The organism is Alcanivorax sp. DSM 26293, assembly GCF_900107995.1.
Classification (GTDB): domain Bacteria; phylum Pseudomonadota; class Gammaproteobacteria; order Pseudomonadales; family Alcanivoracaceae; genus Alcanivorax.
The window spans coordinates 104271-125538 of sequence record NZ_FNUM01000001.1 but is presented as its reverse complement, the minus strand read 5'-3'; the positions used below and the strand labels follow the sequence as shown (position 1 = coordinate 125538).

General features: G+C 59.2%; 22 protein-coding genes. 17 read left to right on the top strand and 5 right to left on the bottom strand.

Annotated elements, in window-relative coordinates; translation table 11 throughout:
- Positions 1–39 precede the first annotated feature (39 nt).
- Positions 40–1050 (top strand): quinone-dependent dihydroorotate dehydrogenase, encoded by a 1011-nt coding sequence (locus C4S63_RS00545; RefSeq protein ID WP_062816499.1) that lies wholly within the window; start codon positions 40–42, stop codon positions 1048–1050.
- Positions 1051–1141: 91 nt separating this feature from the next.
- On the opposite strand, the gene rmf is transcribed toward C4S63_RS00545, so the two are convergent.
- Positions 1142–1348, bottom strand: a complete 207-nt coding sequence (gene rmf / locus C4S63_RS00540) for a ribosome modulation factor (protein WP_062816500.1) — start codon at positions 1346–1348, stop codon at positions 1142–1144.
- 252 nt (positions 1349–1600) lie between these two features.
- On the opposite strand from rmf, the gene rlmKL reads away from it, so the two are divergent.
- Genes rlmKL through C4S63_RS00525 form a run of 3 tightly spaced genes read left to right on the top strand, consistent with a single transcriptional unit; the run spans position 1601 to position 4286 of the window.
- Complete coding sequence (gene rlmKL / locus C4S63_RS00535) at positions 1601–3712, top strand: bifunctional 23S rRNA (guanine(2069)-N(7))-methyltransferase RlmK/23S rRNA (guanine(2445)-N(2))-methyltransferase RlmL (protein ID WP_103916373.1); 2112 nt, start codon at positions 1601–1603, stop codon at positions 3710–3712.
- Positions 3712–3936: a glutaredoxin family protein gene (locus C4S63_RS00530; RefSeq protein ID WP_062816502.1), complete on the top strand. Its 225-nt coding sequence runs from the start codon at positions 3712–3714 to the stop codon at positions 3934–3936. The genes rlmKL and C4S63_RS00530 overlap by 1 nt, the downstream gene beginning before the upstream one ends.
- A 44-nt stretch (positions 3937–3980) precedes the next feature.
- On the top strand, positions 3981–4286 hold the full coding sequence (locus C4S63_RS00525; RefSeq protein WP_103916372.1) for a DUF6482 family protein: 306 nt from the start codon (positions 3981–3983) through the stop codon (positions 4284–4286).
- Positions 4287–4384: 98 nt separating this feature from the next.
- Here the strand turns inward: C4S63_RS00525 and C4S63_RS00520 are convergent, their stop codons facing one another.
- The 3 genes from C4S63_RS00520 to lexA are packed head-to-tail and all read right to left on the bottom strand — an operon-like array spanning position 4385 to position 6216.
- A complete protein-coding gene (locus C4S63_RS00520) occupies positions 4385–5206 on the bottom strand; it encodes a TatD family hydrolase (RefSeq protein ID WP_103916371.1) in 822 nt (273 codons plus the stop codon).
- Positions 5154–5570: a DUF1499 domain-containing protein gene (locus C4S63_RS00515; protein WP_063508905.1), complete on the bottom strand. Its 417-nt coding sequence runs from the start codon at positions 5568–5570 to the stop codon at positions 5154–5156. The genes C4S63_RS00520 and C4S63_RS00515 overlap by 53 nt, the downstream gene beginning before the upstream one ends.
- 31 nt (positions 5571–5601) lie before the next feature.
- On the bottom strand, positions 5602–6216 hold the full coding sequence (lexA, locus tag C4S63_RS00510; protein ID WP_062816506.1) for a transcriptional repressor LexA: 615 nt from the start codon (positions 6214–6216) through the stop codon (positions 5602–5604).
- 316 nt (positions 6217–6532) lie between these two features.
- On the opposite strand from lexA, the gene C4S63_RS00505 reads away from it, so the two are divergent.
- Complete coding sequence (locus tag C4S63_RS00505) at positions 6533–7183, top strand: cyclic nucleotide-binding domain-containing protein (protein WP_062816507.1); 651 nt, start codon at positions 6533–6535, stop codon at positions 7181–7183.
- A gap of 152 nt (positions 7184–7335) precedes the next feature.
- Here the strand turns inward: C4S63_RS00505 and C4S63_RS00500 are convergent, their stop codons facing one another.
- Positions 7336–7782 (bottom strand): universal stress protein, encoded by a 447-nt coding sequence (locus tag C4S63_RS00500; protein ID WP_062816508.1) that lies wholly within the window; start codon positions 7780–7782, stop codon positions 7336–7338.
- A 467-nt stretch (positions 7783–8249) separates the two neighbouring features.
- On the opposite strand from C4S63_RS00500, the gene topA reads away from it, so the two are divergent.
- The 12 genes from topA (at position 8250) to cysK (ending at position 21225) form a co-directional block, all read left to right on the top strand.
- Positions 8250–10985, top strand: coding sequence for a type I DNA topoisomerase (topA, locus tag C4S63_RS00495; protein WP_103916370.1), 2736 nt, complete (start codon positions 8250–8252; stop codon positions 10983–10985).
- A gap of 126 nt (positions 10986–11111) precedes the next feature.
- On the top strand, positions 11112–11642 hold the full coding sequence (locus tag C4S63_RS00490) for a hypothetical protein (RefSeq protein ID WP_063509345.1): 531 nt from the start codon (positions 11112–11114) through the stop codon (positions 11640–11642).
- A gap of 273 nt (positions 11643–11915) precedes the next feature.
- Positions 11916–12704: an outer membrane lipoprotein-sorting protein gene (locus C4S63_RS00485; RefSeq protein ID WP_103916369.1), complete on the top strand. Its 789-nt coding sequence runs from the start codon at positions 11916–11918 to the stop codon at positions 12702–12704.
- A gap of 2 nt (positions 12705–12706) precedes the next feature.
- Complete coding sequence (locus tag C4S63_RS00480; RefSeq protein ID WP_103916368.1) at positions 12707–13990, top strand: hypothetical protein; 1284 nt, start codon at positions 12707–12709, stop codon at positions 13988–13990.
- A gap of 263 nt (positions 13991–14253) precedes the next feature.
- A complete protein-coding gene (locus C4S63_RS00475; RefSeq protein WP_062816513.1) occupies positions 14254–14889 on the top strand; it encodes a TetR/AcrR family transcriptional regulator in 636 nt (211 codons plus the stop codon).
- Between the two features lie 295 nt (positions 14890–15184).
- Complete coding sequence (locus C4S63_RS00470; RefSeq protein WP_103916367.1) at positions 15185–15655, top strand: L,D-transpeptidase; 471 nt, start codon at positions 15185–15187, stop codon at positions 15653–15655.
- A gap of 21 nt (positions 15656–15676) precedes the next feature.
- Positions 15677–16690, top strand: coding sequence for a beta-N-acetylhexosaminidase (nagZ, locus tag C4S63_RS00465; protein ID WP_234999896.1), 1014 nt, complete (start codon positions 15677–15679; stop codon positions 16688–16690).
- 8 nt (positions 16691–16698) lie between these two features.
- Positions 16699–17856, top strand: coding sequence for a mechanosensitive ion channel family protein (locus C4S63_RS00460; protein WP_062816515.1), 1158 nt, complete (start codon positions 16699–16701; stop codon positions 17854–17856).
- On the top strand, positions 17843–18409 hold the full coding sequence (locus C4S63_RS00455) for a hypoxanthine-guanine phosphoribosyltransferase (protein ID WP_062816516.1): 567 nt from the start codon (positions 17843–17845) through the stop codon (positions 18407–18409). Before C4S63_RS00460 ends, C4S63_RS00455 begins: the two co-directional genes overlap by 14 nt.
- Before the next feature lie 2 nt (positions 18410–18411).
- Positions 18412–19152: an S-methyl-5'-thioinosine phosphorylase gene (locus C4S63_RS00450; protein ID WP_103916366.1), complete on the top strand. Its 741-nt coding sequence runs from the start codon at positions 18412–18414 to the stop codon at positions 19150–19152.
- Positions 19153–19200: 48 nt separating this feature from the next.
- Entirely contained in the window at positions 19201–20226 is a 1026-nt protein-coding gene (locus C4S63_RS00445; RefSeq protein WP_062816518.1) for a CNNM domain-containing protein, read from the top strand.
- Between the two features lie 30 nt (positions 20227–20256).
- Positions 20257–21225 (top strand): cysteine synthase A, encoded by a 969-nt coding sequence (gene cysK, locus C4S63_RS00440; protein WP_063509724.1) that lies wholly within the window; start codon positions 20257–20259, stop codon positions 21223–21225.
- Positions 21226–21268 lie beyond the last annotated feature (43 nt).

Sequence of the window (21268 nt, the reverse complement as noted above, 5' to 3'; positions counted from 1 at the left end):
GGCTATAATGCCCGCCATTATCACAATCCGGGTTATCCCATGCTGTACTCCCTTGCTCGCCCCTTGCTGTTTTCCCTGTCTGAAGAACATGCCCACGAGTTGACTCTGGCCATGCTGCGCAAGCGGACTGGCAAGTTGTGGCCGGGCAGTGTGTCTGCCTCTCCCAGGGAGGTGATGGGCATTGAATTCCCCAATCCGGTGGGGCTGGCGGCGGGCCTGGACAAGAATGGTGACTGCATCGATGGCCTGGCCGATCTGGGTTTTGGCTTTATCGAGGTGGGTACGGTGACACCACGTCCGCAGTCGGGTAACCCCCAGCCTCGTTTATTTCGCCTGCCCAAGGCACAGGCGCTGATCAACAGAATGGGTTTCAACAACCTTGGTGTGGATTATCTGGTGGGTGCGGTGAAACAGAGCCGCTACAAGGGCGTGCTGGGTATCAATATCGGCAAGAACAAGGACACGCCGGTGGAAGACGCGGTCCAGGATTACCTGATCTGTCAGCAGAAGGTGCATGCCTACGCGTCCTATCTGGTGGTGAACGTCTCTTCTCCCAACACTCCGGGCCTGCGCAGCCTGCAGCACGGGGATGCCCTCAATGAGCTGCTCGGCACGCTGCGCGAGGCCCAGAGCCGTCTGGATCAGCAGCATCGCCGCCGTGTCCCGCTGGTGATCAAGATCGCACCGGACAACACTGACGAAGAGCTGCAGGCCATGGCGGAAGCCTTTGTTCAGCACGGTATCGATGGTGTCTGTGTAGGCAACACCACTCTGTCCCGTGAAGGGGTCGAAGGGCTGCCCAAAGGGAATGAGCAGGGAGGCCTCAGTGGTGCCCCCTTGACGCCTGTTGCCAACCGGGCGCTTGCCTCCATGAGCCAGGCGCTGAAAGGCCGAATTCCGATTATCGGCGTGGGCGGCATCAATAGTGCCGCCGATGCACTGGAGAAGCAGCGTCTGGGAGCCGATCTGGTTCAGATCTACAGTGGTCTGATTTATCAGGGGCCGGGCTTGATTGGTGATATCGCCCGCGCTTGGCCCAGGGCTGTCTGAGATAGAGGCCAGCAATTAAAAAGGGCCCGGGAGGGGCCCTGTGAGTCGGCGCGTGACACGCCGGCGCGGTGTTGAACTGTTAAGTCAGGTGTTAGCCGATATTTTTCAGATTCTGGATACTGGAGACCCCCAGCATTCCTTGTGCGAAATCGGTGCGACCTTCGCGCCAGCCGCCCATCCAGTTAGTACGTGCACTGAGGGTGCCAAACGGGCATTCCTCACGAGATTTTCCATCCAGGCCGGCGTTGTATCCCCGGCTGTAGGCGCGGTCGTCTTTGTTTCGTTTTTGTCGCTTCATAGACGCTTTCCCTTTCACAGATAGCGGTATTGACAATGACCCCTGGCAGAGAACAAGGCCAGTTATCGGGGTCGACCAATTCAGTATGGGAAACCGTTGGGGTGGTGTCGAATATCATGTAGCAATATGGTTCGTGCTTGTTAAGCATATGACGTATAAAGGGCAGCTTGATGACAGTTTGTGTAACGCATTGAAAGATATAACGTTAATTTTTTCGTTGCGCATAAAACAGTCACTTACGAGGTATCAGTAATGGAATTTGTGGCCACCAGCATGCCCGGCATTGCCGAGTTGCTGGCCGATGAACTGTCGTCACTGGGGATATCGGTAACAGAAACCGGTCGCGCCCATGTGGCGTTTAGCGGCGGGACTGCGGATGCCCTGCGGGTCTGCCTGTGGTCACGCCTTGCCGAGCGGGTGTTGTTGTCCCTGGGAACCCTGGGGGTCTCTCCCGATATTGCCCCGGAAAAGCTGGCTGCCAGCCAGGACTGGCTGGCGCTGGTGGGCAATGATGCGCCACTGCATATCCACCTGGAACACGGGGTGGGAGTGCGTGGGGATAACCGAATCAGTACCAAGCGCTTTATTCAGGCGTTACCGCCACAGTTCACCATTTCCCGGGATGCCCGGGGCAGTTGCTGTATCCGTGCCCGGCTGGACCCTTACCAGGCACATCTGTGGCTGGATCTGGCTGGCGATCCCTTGCACCGCCGCGGTTACCGGCTGGCCGGGGGACGGGCGCCGCTACGGGAAACCCTGGCCGCGGCCATGCTGTGGGCGTCAGGCTGGCGTCATGGCAGTCATCCGGCGGCCCTGATGGATCCTTTCTGTGGTTCCGGCACCCTGCTCATCGAAGCGGCGCAAATCGCCGCTGGCTGGGCTGCCGGCGCCCAGCGCAAACAGTACGGTTTTCAGCAGTGGCGGGGTTGCCGTCGTCAGCTCTGGCAGGAGGCAATGGCGGAGGCGGCCGATAGCGTCCGTCAGCCGCTTCCCGAAATGTCCCTGAAGGGTTTCGATGTGGATGGCCGCGCTATCCAGCTGGCCCAGCAGAATGCGGAGCGGGCAGGGGGGCGTCAGGCGATTCACTTCGAGCGCCGTGAACTGGGGGCCCTGCGTCCCCGGGATTTTGCCGATCAAGGGCTGCTGGTGGCCAACCCGCCCTGGGGCGAACGCCTGGATGAACAGCAGCAGGCCGGCTGGCTGCATTTCGCGCTGGGACGATTGCTGGCCAGGCTGGCGCCGAACTGGCAGGCGGTGTTGCTGGGAGCCGATGCGGAAGTCATGGACCGCTCCGGCATGGATCTGCAGGGCCAGTGGCGACTGAAGAACGGACCGTTCAATAATTTCATCCGTCTGTATCACTCTCGCCAGCCGGCGCCGGTGGAGGTGGTGACCATTGCTGAGTCATCCGCCTTTGACGTACCGGAAGGGGCGCAGCCCCTGGTAAACCGTCTTCGCAAGAATGGCAAACATCTGCGCCGCTGGCTGGAGCGCGAGGATATCCAGTGTTATCGCCTCTACGACCGGGACTTACCGGAGTTCAATGTGGCGGTGGATATCTATGGTGACCAGGTACTGGTTCAGGAATTCAAAGCGCCGAAAACCGTGGACCCGGAAAAGGCCAAGCAACGCCGGGATCTGGCGGTAACCGCAGTCCGCGCCGCCCTGGGTGTGCACCGTGAGCAGGTGCATCTGCGCACCCGGGAGCGCCAGAAAGGCAACCAGCAATATCAGAAACTGGATGGCCAGGGCCGTTACCGGCTGGTGCGCGAAGGGCAGGCACAACTGTTGATCAACCTGCAGGACTATCTGGATACGGGTCTTTTCCTTGACCATCGACCGACACGACTGAAGATTGCCGAGGAAGCCAGCGGTAAGCGCTTTCTCAATCTGTTTGCCTACACCGGCTCGGCGACCGTGCACGCCGCGGTGGGAGGCGCCAAACGCACCGTCACGGTGGATGCCTCAAAACGTTATCTGGAGTGGGCAGCCTGCAATCTGGCGGCCAACGGTTTCTCCACTGACCAGCATGAGCTGGTGCGAGCCGACACCATGCGGTGGCTGGACGAATGTCAGGAACAGTTTGATCTGGTGTTCTGTGATCCGCCGACCTTTTCCAACAACAAGTCACGCAGCGACTTCGTGGTGGAAGAGCATCACGGCGAGCTGATCCGCAAGATCATGCGCCGGCTGGAGCCGGGCGGGGTGTTGTATTTTTCCTGCAACTATCGGCGGTTTGAACTCGACCCGAGTATCAGCAAGTGGTATCAGGTAGACGATATTACCCGCTGGAGCATCCCGGAGGACTTCCGCCGGAATGACAGGATTCATGTCTGCTATGCCATTCGGCATGTGGAGGACTGATGAGTGTAGTGCTTTACACCACGGTGGGCTGCCATCTCTGTGAACAGGCCCGGGAACTGGTGTCCACGGTGGCACCGGATATCACGCTGACGCTGGTTGATGTGGCTGAGGATGATGAGTTGCTGGCGCGATACGGTGAACGCATTCCCGTGTTGATGAAGGAGGGACGGGAGCTGGGTTGGCCTTTTGGTCTGCTGGATGTGCAGCAATTTCTGGCAGGTTGAGTGATTGATGCGGGCTTCACAGCCGTGGAGCCACTATTACTCATATGGAAACCATCAGCCCGAAGAAACTGCACAAGCGCAAAGCCGATGAGGTTGAGATCTTCTCAGCCTGCCTGTCCGTCTGTACCGTCAAGGTGCGTTTCGGTGACACCTGGTACTGGGTTGCCGACGACAGTGGCAAGATCATGCGCTTTAATGGCCCTGAGCACGCCAATAACCAGCTCCAGACCCTGGTCACCAGCACGGCGCATTTGCTCCATCATTCCGCCCATGCGGAAATGGTCGGGCAGCCGGAAGGCGAGGTGATACCGCCCCTGCGGGTGCGCTTTCACTGGCGAAGCCAGACCTGATCGGTTGGTGCCTTGCTCGCAAGGCGAAGGCTTGGTGCAGTTCCCTCTTTCGGGAAGCTTCGCTTTGCGAGCAAAGCTCCAACGGGGTGTGGTTTCGCTTATCTGAACATCGCTCGCGCGTTTTCACTCGTCATGCCCGCCACCCGGGCCACATCTTGCCCCCGCAAACTCGCCACCCGTTTACCGATCCAGGGAAGAAATGAAGGTTCATTGCGCCGCTTCTTCGGGGGCGGTTCCGGTAGGTCCCGCGGTAGCAGATAGGGGGCATCGGTTTCCAGCAACAGTCGGTTATCCGGAATATTGTGCACCAGCTCTGCCAGTGGTTTCCCGCGGCGTTCATCACAAATCCAGCCGGTAATGCCGATATGGCAATCCAGGTCCAGATAATCGAAAAGTGCCTCGCGGGAACCGGTAAAGCAATGCACCACGGCACCCACAAGGTGATCCCGATAGGCTTTCAGGATGGGCGCAAAGCGTTCATGGGCATCACGTTCATGGAGAAACACCGGTAGCTTATGCTCCACTGCCAGTGCCAGCTGGGCCTCAAAGGCGTGCTCCTGGTCGGAACGCGGGGAAAAGTCTCGATTGAAGTCCAGCCCCATCTCGCCGGCGGCTTTTACGCGCTGCTGTCCCAGTAGTTCACGCAGTTCCTTTTCCAGCGCCGGCGAGTAGAAGCGGGCGCTATGGGGGTGCAGGCCGGCAGTGGCAAACAAATCGTTGTGTTGGCTTGCCAGCGCTATGGCCTGGCGGGATTCTTCCACATTGGTACCGGTGAGCAATTGCCAGGTCACCCCGGCGGAGCGGGCGCGTGCCAGTACCTGGTCGCGATCGTCCTGGAATTGCTTGTCGGTCAGGTTGACGCCGATATCAGCCCAATGAACGGGAGCCGTGTTGAGGGTAGTGTTGTGAGGTGCTGTCATCAGGGGCCTGCTCCGCCAGTTGTTCGCGCAGGGATTCTACCCGACGACGGTTGGCACCTAAATCCCAGTAGCCCACCCGGGATGCGGACCGTACCTCTACCATGCCATCTTCACGGACATAAAAAGTCACATCATCCACGAAGCGAAGCAGGCGACTGGAGAAGCGGGCCTGAATGCGGGACTGACCAACCACGTCGAATTCAACCCGGGGTAACTGGCGTAACAGTGCCTGCAGGCGGGCCATGCTTGCCTGGCGGGTTTGTGCGACCTTCAGCGGAGCGACCCGGCGGTCCTCATCGGTTGCCAGGCTGGACACGCAGTTGGGCGAATCCGGGCAAGGGGCGAGAAGATTCGTATCGGACATGGCGACGGCACTCATCAATAGCAGAACGGCACTAGTAAGAATTCGGATCACGGATTAGCCCCACAAAAATACCCTCGATGATCAACTGATCCGCCGGCACCTTGATGGGCTCATACGCCTCATTGGCCGGTAGCAGGGTAGCGCTGGATTTATTCAACTTTAGGGTCTTCACTGTGACTTCTTCGTCAATGCGGGCTACCACGATTTCGCCGGAGCGGGCCACGTTGGATTTACGTACGGCAATCAGGTCGCCATCGAAAATGCCTGCCTCGATCATGCTGTCGCCCTGTACCTTCAACAGGTAGGTTGGCCGTTGTTTGAACAGCCCCTGGGGGACGGGAACCGTGCGCTCCACGTTCTCGATTGCCTCGATGGGAACGCCGGCAGCGACCTTGCCCACCACCGGCAGTTCTTCTTCCGACCAGAACGCATTATCGAGTAGCTGAATCCCGCGGGAGCGGTCGCTGTGGAGTTTGATAAAGCCCTTGCGTTCCAGTGCTCTCAGGTGGTCAGAGGCGGCATTTTTGGACTGAAAGCCCATGATGTCGGCAATTTCCGCACGCGTCGGAGCCATACCGGTATCGGCGATACATTCGCGGATACAATCCAGTACCTGTTGCTGGCGATCGGTGAGTTTGCTGCTCATAACCTTCTCCATGTTTCCCGCAGGATTTCGGTTCCATGCCGGGGCGCCAATGGCGCTTCTGGCTGACCAGGCTGTCAGTCGAGGCTGACAGCCGGTGCTACAAAACCGATGCTAGCACAGGTACTGATAATATGAACAGTGCTATTTGAACAGTTGTCCGGGCCGGTTTTTCGACCGTTGAGGGAGGATATCGTTGCCCTGTGGGAGCGCTGGCACTAGCATATTGAAGGGAGCTTCTGAGCGGTTGCGTGTCCTTCCGGATTCGCCCTGCAGCCGGAGTCTCCGATAATAATTCCATCAGACCTGGGGATAGTAGATGGAGCAGGCCAATAATAATGATTTCGGCCAACAACGGACTCGGCAACTGTTATCCGGTGTCCCGTTTTTCAATGAAATTGCCCGTGACGACCAGCATGAATTCGCGCATCTGGAGCGCAATACGCGCCTGTGGGTGGCAGGTTCCGGTGACACGGTGATTCGTGCCGGGGATGTGGATTCCACCTTGTATTTCCTGTTGCGGGGGCAACTGGAAGTGCTCTCGGAGCATGCCGGCGACACGCCACTTTATTACGTTTCTCCCGGTGAAGTCTTCGGCACCCTTTCCATGCTGCTGGGCACGCCGCGCAGCGCCACTATCAAGGTGGCGGAGAATGCCCGCGAAGCCGTGCTGGCAAGCCTGGACTTCAATCAGTTCAACGAGGATGACGGTCCTTATTCACTGGCGACGCGGCTGGCCTTTTTCCACATGATCGTTCATCACATCCGTTGGACGCTGGAAGTCAAAAGAATGCAGTCTCCGGATCACGAGCTGGTCCAGTCCATGCGCAAACTCCCGGTGTTTCACGGCGAGAAAGGCAGCCGGGAAGAACTGGCGGCTCTCAAGGTTCAGGCCCAGGGGCTGGCAGAATTGCTGTGTCGCTGGAATGAAGAAGGCCCGGAAGGGACGGGGGCGTTGCAGCTCACTTGAGGGCAATTAATAGTTAATAATGAATAATTAATAACGTCGCGGAATGAGTTATCTGTGCTGCAACGCAAGAGGCCGCGCCTATACTATGGGCGCGGCCTCTTTGCTTTCGTATTCCTCAAGCATCCAACCGCGAAACTATTCATTATTAACTATTAATTGCCTTTCTGATCCACCTTCACCGCCAGCACATCACAATGCGCCCCCGGCACCAGTCCCCGGGCGGTGGAGCCCAGTAGCAGGGCCAGGCCGCTGCGGGTGTGGCTGCCGACCACGATCAGGTCGGCGTGCAGCTTGTCAGCCTGGTCGAGAATGGTCTTCTCAATGGAGCCCAGCTCCACATGAACATTGTCGGCGGGAATCTGATAGCGGCTGGCATAGGTGTCAGCGGTCTCGCGGGCCTGTTGCATCAGGCCGCTCTGCAGGTCGGTCACATCCATGGGCACATCGGCACCGTAGGCCAGGGCCAGAGGCTCGATCACATGGATCAGATGCAGTTCACCGTCGTTGCCGGAGAGGACCCCGGCGGCACGGGATAGCACCTGTGCAGACTCATCACTGCAATCAATGGCGACCAGAATTCGGCGGTAGGGGCTCGGCACGGTTCTCTCCCTGAAACGGTGACTTTTCTGCAGTATAACGCGCTTTCAATGGCTTTCCAGGGGGGGAGAACGCCGCTTTGAGGGTTGCTCCACAACCGCCTCTGGTCTACTACTAAAAAGACGGTGCCTCTGACGAACTCACTGCGAGCCCGTGGTACCTTGCGGGCGCGCTCTGCGGGTCCTGCTGGCTGACGTTCCCCGGTTTTTTTGCATGTCCAGGGGGATGCGTGGAGGGAGAGGCAGACGCTGTGAAACTCGCGCCGGGATTGCGATCCAGCCCGGGAGATCGGGCACGTGGAGGGTTATTCAGAGGCTCCCCGGAAGACAGCAGAGCTTGACCCGGCCATACCGGCGCTGTCTAAATAGCGCCCGAAGAGGACCTGCGTCGCCCCAGCCACCGTCATAGTGGGGTAAGGGCAGCCGGTCTGTGCTCTGTTCAACAAACCGCCGCCATTGAGAACCTGAGAATGGGAAAAACTCTTGTTATTGTGGAGTCGCCTGCCAAGGCCAAGACCATCAACCGCTACCTGGGCGACGACTTCGTAGTGAAGTCCAGCGTCGGCCACGTACGCGATCTGCCGGTCAGTGGCGGTTCCAAGAAGAGCACCCCTCAGGAACGTGCCAAGGAGGCCGCCTATACGCGCTCACTGCCAAAGGAGGAGCGCGAAGCCTATAAAAAGAAGAAGGCCAAGGCCCAGTTGATCAACCGCATGGGGGTCGACCCGGAGCACGGCTGGAAGGCCCATTACGAGATCCTTCCCGGCAAGGAAAAGGTGATCGACGAACTCAAGCGTCTTGCCGCCAAGGCCGACCGCATCTATCTGGCCACGGATTTGGACCGCGAAGGGGAGGCCATTGCCTGGCACCTGCGGGAAGTGATCGGCGGTGATGACAGTCGCTTTGACCGGGTGGTGTTCAACGAAATTACCAAAAAAGCCATTCAGGCCGCCTTTGAGCAGCCGGGCAAACTGGATCTGAGTCGGGTGGAAGCCCAGCAGGCCCGCCGCTTCCTGGACCGGGTGGTGGGTTTCATGATCTCGCCATTGCTGTGGGAAAAGATTGCCCGTGGCCTGTCCGCAGGACGGGTGCAGTCCGTGGCGGTGGAACTGGTGGTGGAGCGAGAGCGGGAAATCCGCGCCTTTACTCCGGAAGAGTTCTGGGAAATGCGCAGCGACACCCACAGTGATCAGGGCGAAGCCCTGCGCCTGGAAGTGGCCAAGCACAAGGGGGAGAACTTCCGCCCGAACAATGGCGATGACGCGGAAGCACATCGTCAGGCATTGCTGCAGGCCGGTACTCTGACCATCAGCCAGCGTGAGCAACGTCCTACCCGTTCCAAGCCTTCGGCCCCCTTTATTACTTCCACGCTGCAGCAGGCGGCCAGTACCCGCCTGGGATTCGGGGTGAAGAAGACCATGATGATGGCCCAGCGCCTCTACGAAGCTGGCCACATTACCTACATGCGTACGGACTCCACCAACTTGAGTGCAGATGCCGTGGCAGCCTGCCGGGAATGGATCGGCGAGAAACTGGGCGACAAGTACCTGCCCGAGAAGCCGTTGTCCTACAGCAGCAAGGAGGGCGCCCAGGAAGCGCACGAAGCGATTCGCCCCTCCGACGTGCGCCGCACCTCCGACTCCCTCAAGGACATGGAGCGTGATGCCCAGCGTCTCTACGAACTGATCCGTCGCCAGTTTATTGCCTGCCAGATGCCCCCGGCGGAATACCTGAGCACCACGCTCACCGCCACCGGCGATGACTACGAGCTGAAGGCCAAGGGGCGCATCATGAAGTTCGACGGCTGGACCCGTATCCAGCCCCCCGCTTCGCGCAAGGGTCAGGAAGATACCCTGCTGCCGGATGTGAAAGAGGGCGACCGCCTGACCATCGACCAGGTGGACATCGATCAGCATTTCACCAAGCCGCCGGCCCGTTTCACTGAAGCCAGCCTGGTGAAGGAGCTGGAAAAACGTGGCATTGGTCGTCCGTCCACCTATGCGGCGATTATTTCCACCATTCAGGATCGTGGCTATGTGCGCCAGGACAACCGCCGTTTCTACGCGGAAAAAATGGGCGATATCGTCACTGATCGTCTGGCGGAAAACTTCCCCAACCTGATGGATTACAGCTTTACCGCCCGCATGGAGGAAACCCTGGATGAAATCGCCGAGGGCCGCCGTAACTGGCAGGATGTGCTCGATGAGTTCTACCGGGATTTTGTTGCCAAACTGGAAGCGGCCCAGGGTGAGGGCAGTGGCAAGCAGGCCATTGGCGGTATGCGTGCCAACCTGCCCACGGATACCGACATCGAGTGTCCCAAGTGTGGCCGGCCCATGCAGATCCGTACCGGTTCCACCGGGGTCTTTCTGGGCTGTTCAGGGTATAGCCTGCCACCGAAGGAACGCTGCACGGCGACCCTGAATCTGTTGCCCGGAGAAGAAGCCGAGTCGGTGAATGCTGACGATGAAGAAGCGGAAGCCAAGGAACTGCGCAACAAGAAGCGTTGCCCGAAGTGCGGCACCGCCATGGAAAATTACCTGATCGACGAAAAGCGCAAGCTGCACATCTGCGGTAATAACCCCGATTGTGACGGCTATGTGGTCGAGAAGGGCGAGTTCCGCATCAAGGGCTACGATGGGCCGGTGCTGGAATGCGAAAAGTGCGGCAACGACATGCAGCTGCGAACCGGTCGGTTCGGGAAATTCTTCAAGTGCACCAACGAGGCATGTGGTAATACCCGCAAACTCCTCAAGAGCGGCGAGCCGGCACCGCCACGGGCCGATCCGATTCCCATGCCGCACCTGAAGTGCGAGAAATACGATGACGATCACTATCTATTGCGCGATGGTGCCTCCGGCCTGTTCCTGGCCGCCAGCAAGTTTCCCAAAAACCGGGAAACCCGGCCGCCACTGATCCTGGAAATCCAGAGCGTCGCCGAGCAGCTTGATCCCAAACACAAGTACCTGGCCGAAGCGCCGGCGAAAGACCCGGACGGCAATCCCGGGGTCCTGCGTTACAGCCGAAAGGCCAAAGAGCAGTACGTGATGAGCGAGATCGACGGCAAGGCCACCGGCTGGATGGCCTTCTACCGGGACGGCAAATGGGTCGAGGAACAGACCAAGAAAAAGGCGCCCGCGAAAAAGAAAGCGGCAGCCAAGAAGAAGGCCCCGGCCAAGAAAAAGGCCGCTGCCAAGAAATCCTGACCGCCTTTATTTGTAGGAGCGATGCTTGCATGGCGAAAACCAGGGTCATCGCGAGCAGGTTCGCCATGCAAGCATAGCTCCTACGGTCAGGTTAACCCGTTATATCCATAGTTTCTGTGAGTCCCCATGTCCCGAATGGTCCGAGAAAATGCCGTCAGTGGTCTGCGCGAGCGGATCTATTTTGCCCAGGCCCTTCTACGTCAGCTCACCCGTGAACAGGCTGATGCGGTGCCTGCGGTGCGCCTGGCCCTGCGTGGTGCCGTGGTCTTTCATCTCTATTCCGCCCTGGTTGGTCTGGCGCGCCAGTCTGCCAACACCTATCAGGTAGCCGGTGCCGACCACTTGTTCAGCCTGGCTGCCCTGGTTCAGGCATTCCGCGATTCTGAAGTGGAAGCCCCGGAAATGGCCATCCTCGGCCAGGCCCTGGCCGACCGCGCGGACCTGATCGCCTGGCTGGACGGGGAAATGCAGGGTGCCATGGGTGCCGCTGGCCTGGCCCGTCGGCCAGCACCGCCCAGCGATGCCAACGCTCTCAACCTGATGGCAGAAGACCGCTATGCCCCCCTGGCAGAAGGCGACCTGGAGCGCCTGAGCAATGCCATCCAGCGGGTCAGCGAGCTGGTGGAGCATTGTGTGGGGTATCTGGAGGAGTGGTGAAGGTAGTTGACAGTTGATAGTGGACAGTTGACAGCTCGCGTACAGGGCAATGCTTTAACTTCCAACGTATGAGGCCGCGCCCAGAGCGTGGGCGCGGCCTCATACGTTAAAAACTCAGACTGTATTCAATCGCGTAGCTGTCAACTGTCCACTATCAACTGTCAACTAATTTTGGCCCCTTCAGCATTCCCCTTTCCGCTATCCTCCCTATCATGGTAAACACACTGTTACCCATAACGGTGTGATCAACAACCAACCAAACCGAGGTTTATCATGAAAGTACGCCTGCTGCTGGCCGGTCTGGCTCTGGCCTGTGCCGTTCCTGTTCTCCATGCCCAGACGCCGGAAGAGAAAGGTCTGGAAATCGCCCGCGAAGCGGATCGCCGCGGGGCGGGTTTTGGTGACTTTCAGGCGGACATGCGCATGGTGCTGATCACCGGGCGTGGCGATACCTCGGAGCGCGAGTTGCGGGTCAGTACCCTGGAAGGCACCGGCGAGGAGGGGGACAAGAGCCTGACCATTTTCGATACGCCCCGGGATGTGCGTGGCACCGCCTTGCTGACCTACAGCTACAAGACCCGCGATGATGACCAGTGGCTCTATCTGCCGGCCCTGCGTCGGGTGAAGACCATTGCCTCGCGGAACAAGTCTGGCCCCTTTATGGGCAGTGAATTCAGTTTCGAGGACATGCGTGGCCAGGAAGTGGAGAAATACACTTACAAATACCTGCGCGACGAAGCCTGCGGTGAGCTCACCTGCTTTGTGATGGAACGCTACCCCACCGACGAGAACTCCGGCTACACCAAGCAGGTGGCCTGGATTGATCAGCAGGAATACCGCACCTGGAAGGTGGATTACTACGACCGCAAGGAATCCCTGCTGAAAACCCTCACCATGAGCGACTTCGCCCAGTACCAGGACCGGTTCTGGCAGCCCGGCAAGATGGCCATGGTCAATCATCAGACCGGCAAGGCCACCGACCTGTTCTGGAGCAACTATCGCTATGACACCGGCCTGACGGAAGCGGACTTCAACCAGAACAGTCTGAAACGGGCCCGTTGATCATGGTATGGCGACACAGTCTGGCTGCGCTGCTGGTGCTGCCATCCCTGGCGGTTGCCTGGGAGTTTCGTGGCGAGGCGGGCCTGGAAGGGCGTTACTTTACCCAGTCATCGCCCTATGAGGCGGCGGATTATTCCACCAATGGCTCCCTGTACCTGAAGGGCGAGGTCTTCCACGAGTGGAATAACCGGGATGATCTGTTCACCTTCATTCCCTATTTGCGGGTGGACGAGAACGATAGCGAGCGCACCCACGCCGATATTCGTGAGCTGTCATGGATTCATGTGGGCCGCGGCTGGGAATCCCGGGTGGGGATTCGCAAGGTGTTCTGGGGCGTGACGGAAGGACGGCACCTGGTGGATATCATCAACCAGACCGATCTGGTGGATCAGGTGGATGGCGAGGAAAAGCTCGGTCAGCCCATGCTCAATCTTTCCACGGTGCGGGACTGGGGCATTTTGGACCTGTTCCTGTTGCCCGGATTCCGTGAGCGCACTTATGCCGGAGAAGAGGGGCGACCGCGCACGCCGTTGCCGGTGTCTGACCAGGCCCGTTACGAATCCGGTGCCGAAGACAAACGGGTGGATGTGGCGTTGCGCTACCAGCAGTATTTCAATAATGGCCTGGAACTGGCGCTGTCCCATTTCTCCGGGACCAGCCGTGAACCCTTGCTGCTCCCGGAGGCCCTCAGCCCGCAACAACTGCAGGCCCTGCTGCTCACCGGCAGCCTGCCGGCCGGCAGCGATCCGCAGCTGGTGCCATTGTATAACGTGATTGACCAAACCGGCCTGGAGCTCCAGTACCTGAACAACGGCTGGCTATGGAAGCTGGAGGCCATTACCCGATCCGGCCAAGGCGACCGCTTTACCGCCCTGGATGGTGGCTTCGAATATACCCAGGTGGGAGTGTTCGACGGCCCGGCGGATCTGGGCTGGCTGCTGGAGTACCTGTGGGAGGATCGGGATGAGGCGCTGGCATCGCCTTTCCAGGATGACGTTCTGCTGGCTACCCGGTTTACGTTCAACGATGTGGCGTCCACAGAGATTCTTGCCGGCGTGATTTACGACCTGGAAAACGACGAGAAAGCCATCAATCTGGAATCCAGTCGTCGTTTCGGCAACAACCTCAAGGCCTCCCTGGAAGCGCGTTTCTACACCGACACCGGCAAACCGCTCACTGCCTCGGAGTTGTATCTGTCGGCCCTGCAGGGCCGGGCAGAGAACCCGGGTCTGAGTCCGGTCAGCCGCTCCGACTTCATTCAGGCGGAAGTGGTGTATTACTTCTAAGTTTTCCGTAGGAGCGTCGCTGACGGCGCGATTTGCCAGGCTGGGTTAAAAGCACATTTTCACCACAGAGGACACAGAGCCCACTGAGTAAAAACAGGATTGCTCCGTGGGCTTTGTGTCCTCTGTGGGAAACCGATCTTTTCAGAGCTTGGGCTATCGCGCCGCCAGCGACGCTCCTACAACGGGTTTTTGAATCCCCCCTTGACCCCCTACACACCCAAACGTATGTTTGAAACGTATGTTTTGAACACAGGGCGGGGCGCATGGCACAGGCGGGCACGGTTGACCGGATTCTGGATACCGCAGAGGTACTGTTTGCCCAGAAGGGCTTTGCGGAAACCAGTCTGCGTGCCATCACCAGCAAGGCCGGGGTCAACCTGGCGGCGGTGAACTATCATTTCGGTTCCAAGGAAGCGCTGATACAAGCGGTATTCGAACGCTTTCTGACGCCGTTCAGTGCGGCACTCGGGGCCAAGCTGGATGAAATGGAAGCGACCGGCACGCCGGATACGCCGGAAAATGTGCTCGGCATCGTGTTTCGCCTGGCCCTGGGTACCCACCCGGAAGACCCCCAGCGCGCGGCCATTTTCTTTCGTCTCTCCGGGCAGGCCTACAGCCAGCCTCAAGGGCACTTGCGTGACTACCTGCACAAACACTACGGCGCTGTCTTTAAACGCCTGCAGGAGCATTTGCAGCGAGCGGTGCCGAGCGTACCGCCCATGGAGCTGTTCTGGCGGGTTCAGTTCAGTCTGGGCGCCGTGATCTTTACCCTGTCCGGCATGCAGTCCCTGCAGGCTATCAGCAAGGCCGACTTCAACCTGGATGTGAGCGCTGCAGATATCACCCGGCGCCTGTTGCCGTTCCTGGTCGGAGGCATCCAGGCCGACGTGCCTGAGTGACCTGCCTTGCTGCTGGAACGTAGCGAATAACGTTGCTGGCGGCGGGATAACCTCAACAGTGGCGAGTCACGAGAAGCGAGTATCGAAAATCAAAATCTGAAATAAGGGAAAATCAGGTTTTCGCTTCTCGTAACTCGTCATTCGTGCCTCGTTTATCACGCCGCCAGCGGCGCTCCTGCGGATTGGTCGGTGGCCGTGGGCGCTTACGCAATTGCTTGGTCAGTGCGGTTCGCGGCTGCAAGCGGCCCCGTTGGGTGGTTCAATATGCAGGCTTTCATTGCCTGAAAAGGATGGTATGGAACTGATCATTAACCTTTCGGAACAATGGCTGGAACTGCGCGGCGAGCGTACGGAACGGTTCCCCGTATCCACCGCCCGCAACGGGGCCGGCCAGGCCATGGGGAGTGAAGCCACGCCCCTGGGCCGGCATCTGGTGCGGGCTCGCTTCGGTGAGGGTCTGCCGGAAGGCGCGGTGCTGGCCGGGCGTAAATTCTCCGGGGAAATCTGCGATGCGACCAAGGTTCAGGAGCATCCCCAGCGCGATTGGGTTCTTACCCGTATTCTCTGGCTGGGAGGCATGGAGCCCGGCCATAATCTGGGCGGTGACGTGGATAGTTTTCGTCGCTTTATTTATATTCACGGCACACCGGACAGCGAACCCATGGGGGCGCCCGCGTCCCACGGCTGCATTCGGATGCGTAACGCGGACATAATTCGCGTTTTCGATCAGGTGCCGGTGGGTGCCGCTGTCACCATCACGGAATAACGATCACCAATCAGGATTGCCATGCCATCCGTTTCCCCCCTGCTGATGCTCGATCTGGAAGGACTCCAGGTCAGTGATGTGGAAAAAGACCTGCTGACCCACCCGGGGACGGGCGGGTTGATTCTCTTTACCCGTAATTATCAGGATCGGCAGCAGCTGGCGGAGCTGGTTCGCCAGATTCGTGCCGTGCGCCCGGAAATACTGATCGCCGTGGACCAGGAGGGAGGGCGCGTGCAGCGTTTCCGGGACGGCTTCGTGCGTCTACCGCCCATGGCCGCACTGGGACGTCGTTATGATCAGGCCCCGCAAGCTGCGGTGGCGGATGCCGCCTTGCTGGGTGAGCTGATGGCTTCGGAGCTGACCGAGCTGGATATCGATGTGAGCTTTGCCCCGGTACTGGATCTGGATTACGGCACCAGCACGGTGATCGGCGATCGCAGCTTTCATGGTGATGCGGATGCCATGATCGCCCTGGCCAGCGCGTTTATCGACGGCATGAGCGCCGCCGGCATGGCTGCCACCGGCAAGCATTTTCCCGGCCACGGCCATGTGGTGGCGGACTCCCATCTGGAGTTGCCGGTGGACCCGCGGCCGCTGGCCGAGATTGAAGCGGCGGACCTGCGTCCTTTTGTGGCGCTGGCACAAAAGCTGGACGGCATCATGCCCGCCCACGTGATTTACAGTGCAGTGGAAAACCAGACCGCCGGTTTTTCCCGTTACTGGCTGCAGACCCGATTGCGCGAGCAGATGGGCTTTCGCGGCGTGATCTTCTCCGATGACCTGTCCATGGCCGGGGCCCATGGTGTCGGCGATTATCCGGAGCGGGCGAGGGCAGCCCTGGAGGCAGGCTGTGACATGGTGCTCGCCTGCAACAACCGCGCCGGGGCGGAACAGGTGCTGGACTTCCTCGCCGCTACCCGTTTCAGCGGTCAGGTGCCGGCCAGCGGCCTGCGTGCCCGCCCGCGTCGCCCGATGGAAAATACCAAACGCCGTGCTGCCACGGAGCTGGCGGCGGCATTGACTGAACTTCGCTAAGGACTCTCATGAACTGGGACTGGAACCAACTGTTGCAATGGCCGAACGTGGAGACCCCCACGGATATCTGGCTGACTCAACTGTTCATCATCGTGCTGTGCACGGTGTCGGTGAACTTTATCATGATGCGCGTCATCGACGTGCTCGACCGGCTCATCAACAAGACGGAAACCCTGTGGGACGACGCCCTGCTGGAAGCGGCGCGGATTCCGCTGCGGCTGGTGTTCTGGGTCGTGGGGCTGTCCGTATCGGTGGAACTGCTGCAAGCGGTAACCGAACAAGCCAATGAGTTGTTCGATCTTGCCCCCAAGGTGCGTCAGATCGCCTTTATCGTGATCATCGCCATGTTTCTCAATCGGTTTATCTCCTACACGGAGAAAAACCTGATCGACCCGTCGCGCATGCGCAAACCCATGGACCAGTCCACGGCGGCGGCCATTGCCAAGCTGTTGCGGGTGTCAGTAATCATTACCGCCCTGCTGATCGTGTTGCAGACCCTGGGCTACAGCATCTCCGGGGTGTTGGCCTTTGGCGGCATCGGGGGCATGGCGGTGGCCTTTGCGGCCAAGGATCTGCTGGCCAACTTCTTCGGCGGCATGATGGTGTATCTGGACAAGCCGTTCCGGGTGGGGGACTGGGTACGTTCGCCGGATCGTTCCATCGAGGGCACGGTGGAGAACATCGGCTGGCGACTGACCTGCATCCGCACCTTCGACCAGCGCCCGCTGTATATCCCCAATGCCATGTTCACGACCGTGGTGCTGGAAAATCCATCGCGCATGCTCAACCGCCGCATCAACGAGAAAATCGGTATCCGCTACGAGGACTGGCAGAAAATGCCGGCTATCGTGGCGGAGGTGAAACAGATGCTGATTGATCACGAGGAGCTGGAAACTGACAGCCGTACCCTGATCGTGAATTTCGACAGTTACGGCGCCTCGCATCTGGAATTCTTTATCTATACCTTCACCAAGACCACCCAGTGGGTGCGTTACCATGAGATCAAGCAGGATGTGCTCATGAAGATCATGGCCATCGTCAACGAGCACGGGGCAGAGTTTGCCTTCCCCACCCGTACCCTGCATCTTGTCAGCCACAACGACGATCATCCCGCCACGGGCCTGGAAGACGACAACACCGAGGAAGCACAGCATGTCCATCGCTGAGGAGCTGCAACAGGAACTGATGCGGGTGCGCCGCGACGCTATCGAGCTGCATTCCGCCGATCAGGTTCAGGAAGCCATTGCCAAGCTGGCCTTCGAGGTGACCGAGGCCTACTCCGGCAAGGTGCCGGTGATGCTGACCATCATGAATGGCGGCATGATCTTTGCTGCCGAGCTGGTCAAGCGCCTGGATATTCCTCTGGAAATGGATTACCTGCATGCCAGTCGTTATCTCGGCGAAACCACTGGCGGTGCGGTGGAGTGGATCGTGACTCCCAATGCCAGCCTGGCCGGCAGGGACGTGCTGATCGTCGATGACATTCTCGACGTGGGCTCCACCCTGTTGTCCATTATCGATGCCTGCAAGGCCCAGGGGGCGGCGTCGGTAAAGACCTGTGTGCTGGTGGACAAGCAGCATGACCGCAAGGCACAACCCGGCCTCAAGGCTGATTTCACTGCGCTGGAAGCCGCGGATTATTACCTGTTCGGCATGGGCATGGACTACAAGGGTTTCTGGCGCAATGCGCCCGGCATTTACGCGGTAAAGGAAAGCTGAGCATGTTGGCGTTTATCGGAGGCACCGGCCTCACACGCATGGAAAACCTGCGCATTATCGACAGCCACACCCGTTCTACCCGTTTCGGGGCGCCTTCGGCCCCGATTGTGGAAGGCGAGCTGAACGGCAACAAGGTACTGTTCCTGGCCCGCCACGGGGACCCTCATGTGCTGCTGCCTCATCAGGTGAACTACCGGGCCAACCTGTCGGCCCTGAAAGAGGTTGGCGCGACGGCCATTGTGGCGGTGAATGCGGTGGGCGGCATTACCGCCCAGGCGCCCACCGGTGGTCTGGTGCTGCCCGACCAGATTATCGACTACACCTGGGGGCGCGAGATGACCCTGTTCGATGATCCGGCGGAGCCACTGGTGCACGTGGATTTCAGCTGGCCGTTTGATAGCGTCTTGCGGAACGGACTCAAGGAAACGCTGGCGGCGTCCGGACTCAAGTGGAATGACGGGGGCTGCTATGCCGCTACCCAGGGGCCTCGACTGGAAACCGCTGCAGAAATTGCCCGCCTGGAACGAGATGGCTGCGATATTGTCGGCATGACCGGCATGCCCGAAGCGGTACTGGCCCGGGAGCTCGAGCTGCCCTATGCCATGCTGTCACTGGTGGTAAACCCGGCAGCGGGCAAATCCAGCCACGAGATCACCATGGCGGAAATCGAAGCGGTCATTCACGATGGCATGGCCAATGTGTGCCGGGTGCTGGCAGATTTTGCCGGTAGCTACACTGCCTGATTATTTGGACCGCTGCCTGACAGCGGCTTTCGGAAGGAGCTTCACACAGTGACCCTGCTGATTATCTTCGCGGCCGTTTCCATCGGCTTCTCCTTTCTCTGCTCGATTCTTGAGGCAGCATTATTGTCGATCACGCCGAGCTTCATCGCCGGCCTGCGAGAAACACGGCCCAAGCTCTACGAGACGCTGCGTACCTATAAAGATGATATCGACAAGCCCCTGTCCGCTATTCTTACTCTTAATACGGTGGCTCATACCGTAGGCGCCACCGGAGTCGGCGCCCAGGTGGCGGTGGTGTTTGGCGAAGCCTGGCTGGGGGCGGCCTCTGCGGTGATGACACTGGCGATTCTGGTGTTGTCTGAAATTATCCCCAAGACCATTGGTGCCAAGTACTGGCGCGCCCTGGCGCCCATTCTCCCGCCCATTCTGCAATTCATTATTATCGCCCTGATGCCGTTTGTGTGGTTGTCGAAACTGATCACCAGCCGCATTGGTGGCGGCGAGCATGACGTGGAAGTGCGGGCGGAAATTCGCGCTTTGGCCGATATGGGCAAGGACCAGGATGCGCTAGATGACAACGAGTTTCAGGTGATCCAGAACATCCTGCGTCTGCATGACATCAAGGTCGGCACCATCATGACTCCGCGCACCGTATGTCGCACGGTGACCCCGGAAATGACCGTGGCCGACTTTCTGGAAAAGGAGAAGGACCAGCCGTTTTCCCGTTTTCCGGTGATGACGGAGCAGGGCGAGGGCAAGGGCTATATTCACAAATCCGACCTGCTCGGCTGCAACCCGGACCAGACCATGAGCGCCCTGGCTCACGAGGTCCCTCTGGTCCACACCAGTATGGGCATCGACAAGCTGTTCCATGCCATGCTGGCCCAACGTCAGCACATGGCGGTGGTCTATGATGAGCACGGCACCTGGGTGGGACTGATTACCCTGGAGGATATTCTGGAAAGTATTCTCGGCCGTGAGATCATGGACGAAACCGATCACGTGGCGGATTTGCGACTTTACGCCCGTCAGCGCTGGAGCCGACGGTTGAAAAAGCAGGAAAAGCCGCAATAGGAATCAACGAGAGATTCAGGAGAGGCAACCATGACCGAGATCTACAAGGACAACAGCGAAACCATTGGCAAAACACCGCTGGTGCGCATCAACCGTATCAGCCAGGGCAAGATTCTCGCGAAGCTGGAATCACGCAATCCGGCGGGCAGTGTGAAGTGCCGTATCGGTTCCTCCATGATCTGGGACGCGGAAAAAAGTGGCCAACTGAAACCCGGCATGACCCTGGTGGAACCCACCAGCGGCAACACCGGTATCGCCCTGGCCTATGTGGCGGCGGCGCGGGGCTATGACCTGACCCTGACCATGCCGGATACCATGAGCCTGGAGCGTCGCAAGATCCTCAAGGCGCTGGGTGCCAAGCTGGTGCTGACTCCCGGGGCCAAAGGCATGCCCGGGGCTATCGCCAAGGCGGAAGAACTGGTCAGCGAAAACCCGGAAAAATTCCTGATGCTGCAGCAGTTCAACAACCCGGCCAATCCGGCAATTCACGAAAAAACCACCGGCCCGGAAATCTGGGAGGCCACCGGTGGTGATATCGACGTTCTGGTCAGTGGCGTGGGGACCGGTGGCACCATCACCGGGGTATCCCGCTACATCAAGAACCAGAAAGGCAAGGCCATCACTTCCATCGCCGTGGAGCCGGATTCCTCCACCATGATTACCGCTGCCTTGAAAGGCGAGGAGCCTACCCATGGCCCCCACAAGATTCAGGGGATCGGTGCCGGCTTTGTGCCGAAGAATCTGGACCTGTCGGTGGTGGATCGTTGTGAGCAAGTGAGCAATGACGACGCCATGGCATGGGCCCACAAACTGATGCAGGAAGAGGGTATTCTTGCCGGCATCTCCTGCGGGGCCGCCATGTGCGTGGCGGATCGCATCAGTCAGTTGCCAGAGTTCGAGGGAAAAACCATCGTTGTGGTGTTGCCGGATTCCGGCGAACGCTACCTCAGTTCTCCGCTGTTCGCCGACATGTTCAGTGAACAGGAACTGAACCAGTAATTTCACACGCCCCGCTCTGCGGGGCTTGTTCCTCTTGGCCGCC

Bases quoted from the DNA above. Each gene is read 5' to 3' on its own strand.
- C4S63_RS00545 (WP_062816499.1), top strand. From the start codon at position 40: ATGCTGTACTCCCTTGCTCGCCCCTTGCTGTTTTCCCTGTCTGAAGAA.
- rmf (WP_062816500.1), bottom strand. From the start codon at position 1,348: ATGAAGCGACAAAAACGAAACAAAGACGACCGCGCCTACAGCCGGGGA.
- rlmKL (WP_103916373.1), top strand. From the start codon at position 1,601: ATGGAATTTGTGGCCACCAGCATGCCCGGCATTGCCGAGTTGCTGGCC.
- C4S63_RS00530 (WP_062816502.1), top strand. From the start codon at position 3,712: ATGAGTGTAGTGCTTTACACCACGGTGGGCTGCCATCTCTGTGAACAG.
- C4S63_RS00525 (WP_103916372.1), top strand. From the start codon at position 3,981: ATGGAAACCATCAGCCCGAAGAAACTGCACAAGCGCAAAGCCGATGAG.
- C4S63_RS00520 (WP_103916371.1), bottom strand. From the start codon at position 5,206: ATGACAGCACCTCACAACACTACCCTCAACACGGCTCCCGTTCATTGG.
- C4S63_RS00515 (WP_063508905.1), bottom strand. From the start codon at position 5,570: ATGTCCGATACGAATCTTCTCGCCCCTTGCCCGGATTCGCCCAACTGC.
- lexA (WP_062816506.1), bottom strand. From the start codon at position 6,216: ATGAGCAGCAAACTCACCGATCGCCAGCAACAGGTACTGGATTGTATC.
- C4S63_RS00505 (WP_062816507.1), top strand. From the start codon at position 6,533: ATGGAGCAGGCCAATAATAATGATTTCGGCCAACAACGGACTCGGCAA.
- topA (WP_103916370.1), top strand. From the start codon at position 8,250: ATGGGAAAAACTCTTGTTATTGTGGAGTCGCCTGCCAAGGCCAAGACC.
- C4S63_RS00490 (WP_063509345.1), top strand. From the start codon at position 11,112: ATGTCCCGAATGGTCCGAGAAAATGCCGTCAGTGGTCTGCGCGAGCGG.
- C4S63_RS00485 (WP_103916369.1), top strand. From the start codon at position 11,916: ATGAAAGTACGCCTGCTGCTGGCCGGTCTGGCTCTGGCCTGTGCCGTT.
- C4S63_RS00480 (WP_103916368.1), top strand. From the start codon at position 12,707: ATGGTATGGCGACACAGTCTGGCTGCGCTGCTGGTGCTGCCATCCCTG.
- C4S63_RS00475 (WP_062816513.1), top strand. From the start codon at position 14,254: ATGGCACAGGCGGGCACGGTTGACCGGATTCTGGATACCGCAGAGGTA.
- C4S63_RS00470 (WP_103916367.1), top strand. From the start codon at position 15,185: ATGGAACTGATCATTAACCTTTCGGAACAATGGCTGGAACTGCGCGGC.
- nagZ (WP_234999896.1), top strand. From the start codon at position 15,677: ATGCCATCCGTTTCCCCCCTGCTGATGCTCGATCTGGAAGGACTCCAG.
- C4S63_RS00460 (WP_062816515.1), top strand. From the start codon at position 16,699: ATGAACTGGGACTGGAACCAACTGTTGCAATGGCCGAACGTGGAGACC.
- C4S63_RS00455 (WP_062816516.1), top strand. From the start codon at position 17,843: ATGTCCATCGCTGAGGAGCTGCAACAGGAACTGATGCGGGTGCGCCGC.
- C4S63_RS00450 (WP_103916366.1), top strand. From the start codon at position 18,412: ATGTTGGCGTTTATCGGAGGCACCGGCCTCACACGCATGGAAAACCTG.
- cysK (WP_063509724.1), top strand. From the start codon at position 20,257: ATGACCGAGATCTACAAGGACAACAGCGAAACCATTGGCAAAACACCG.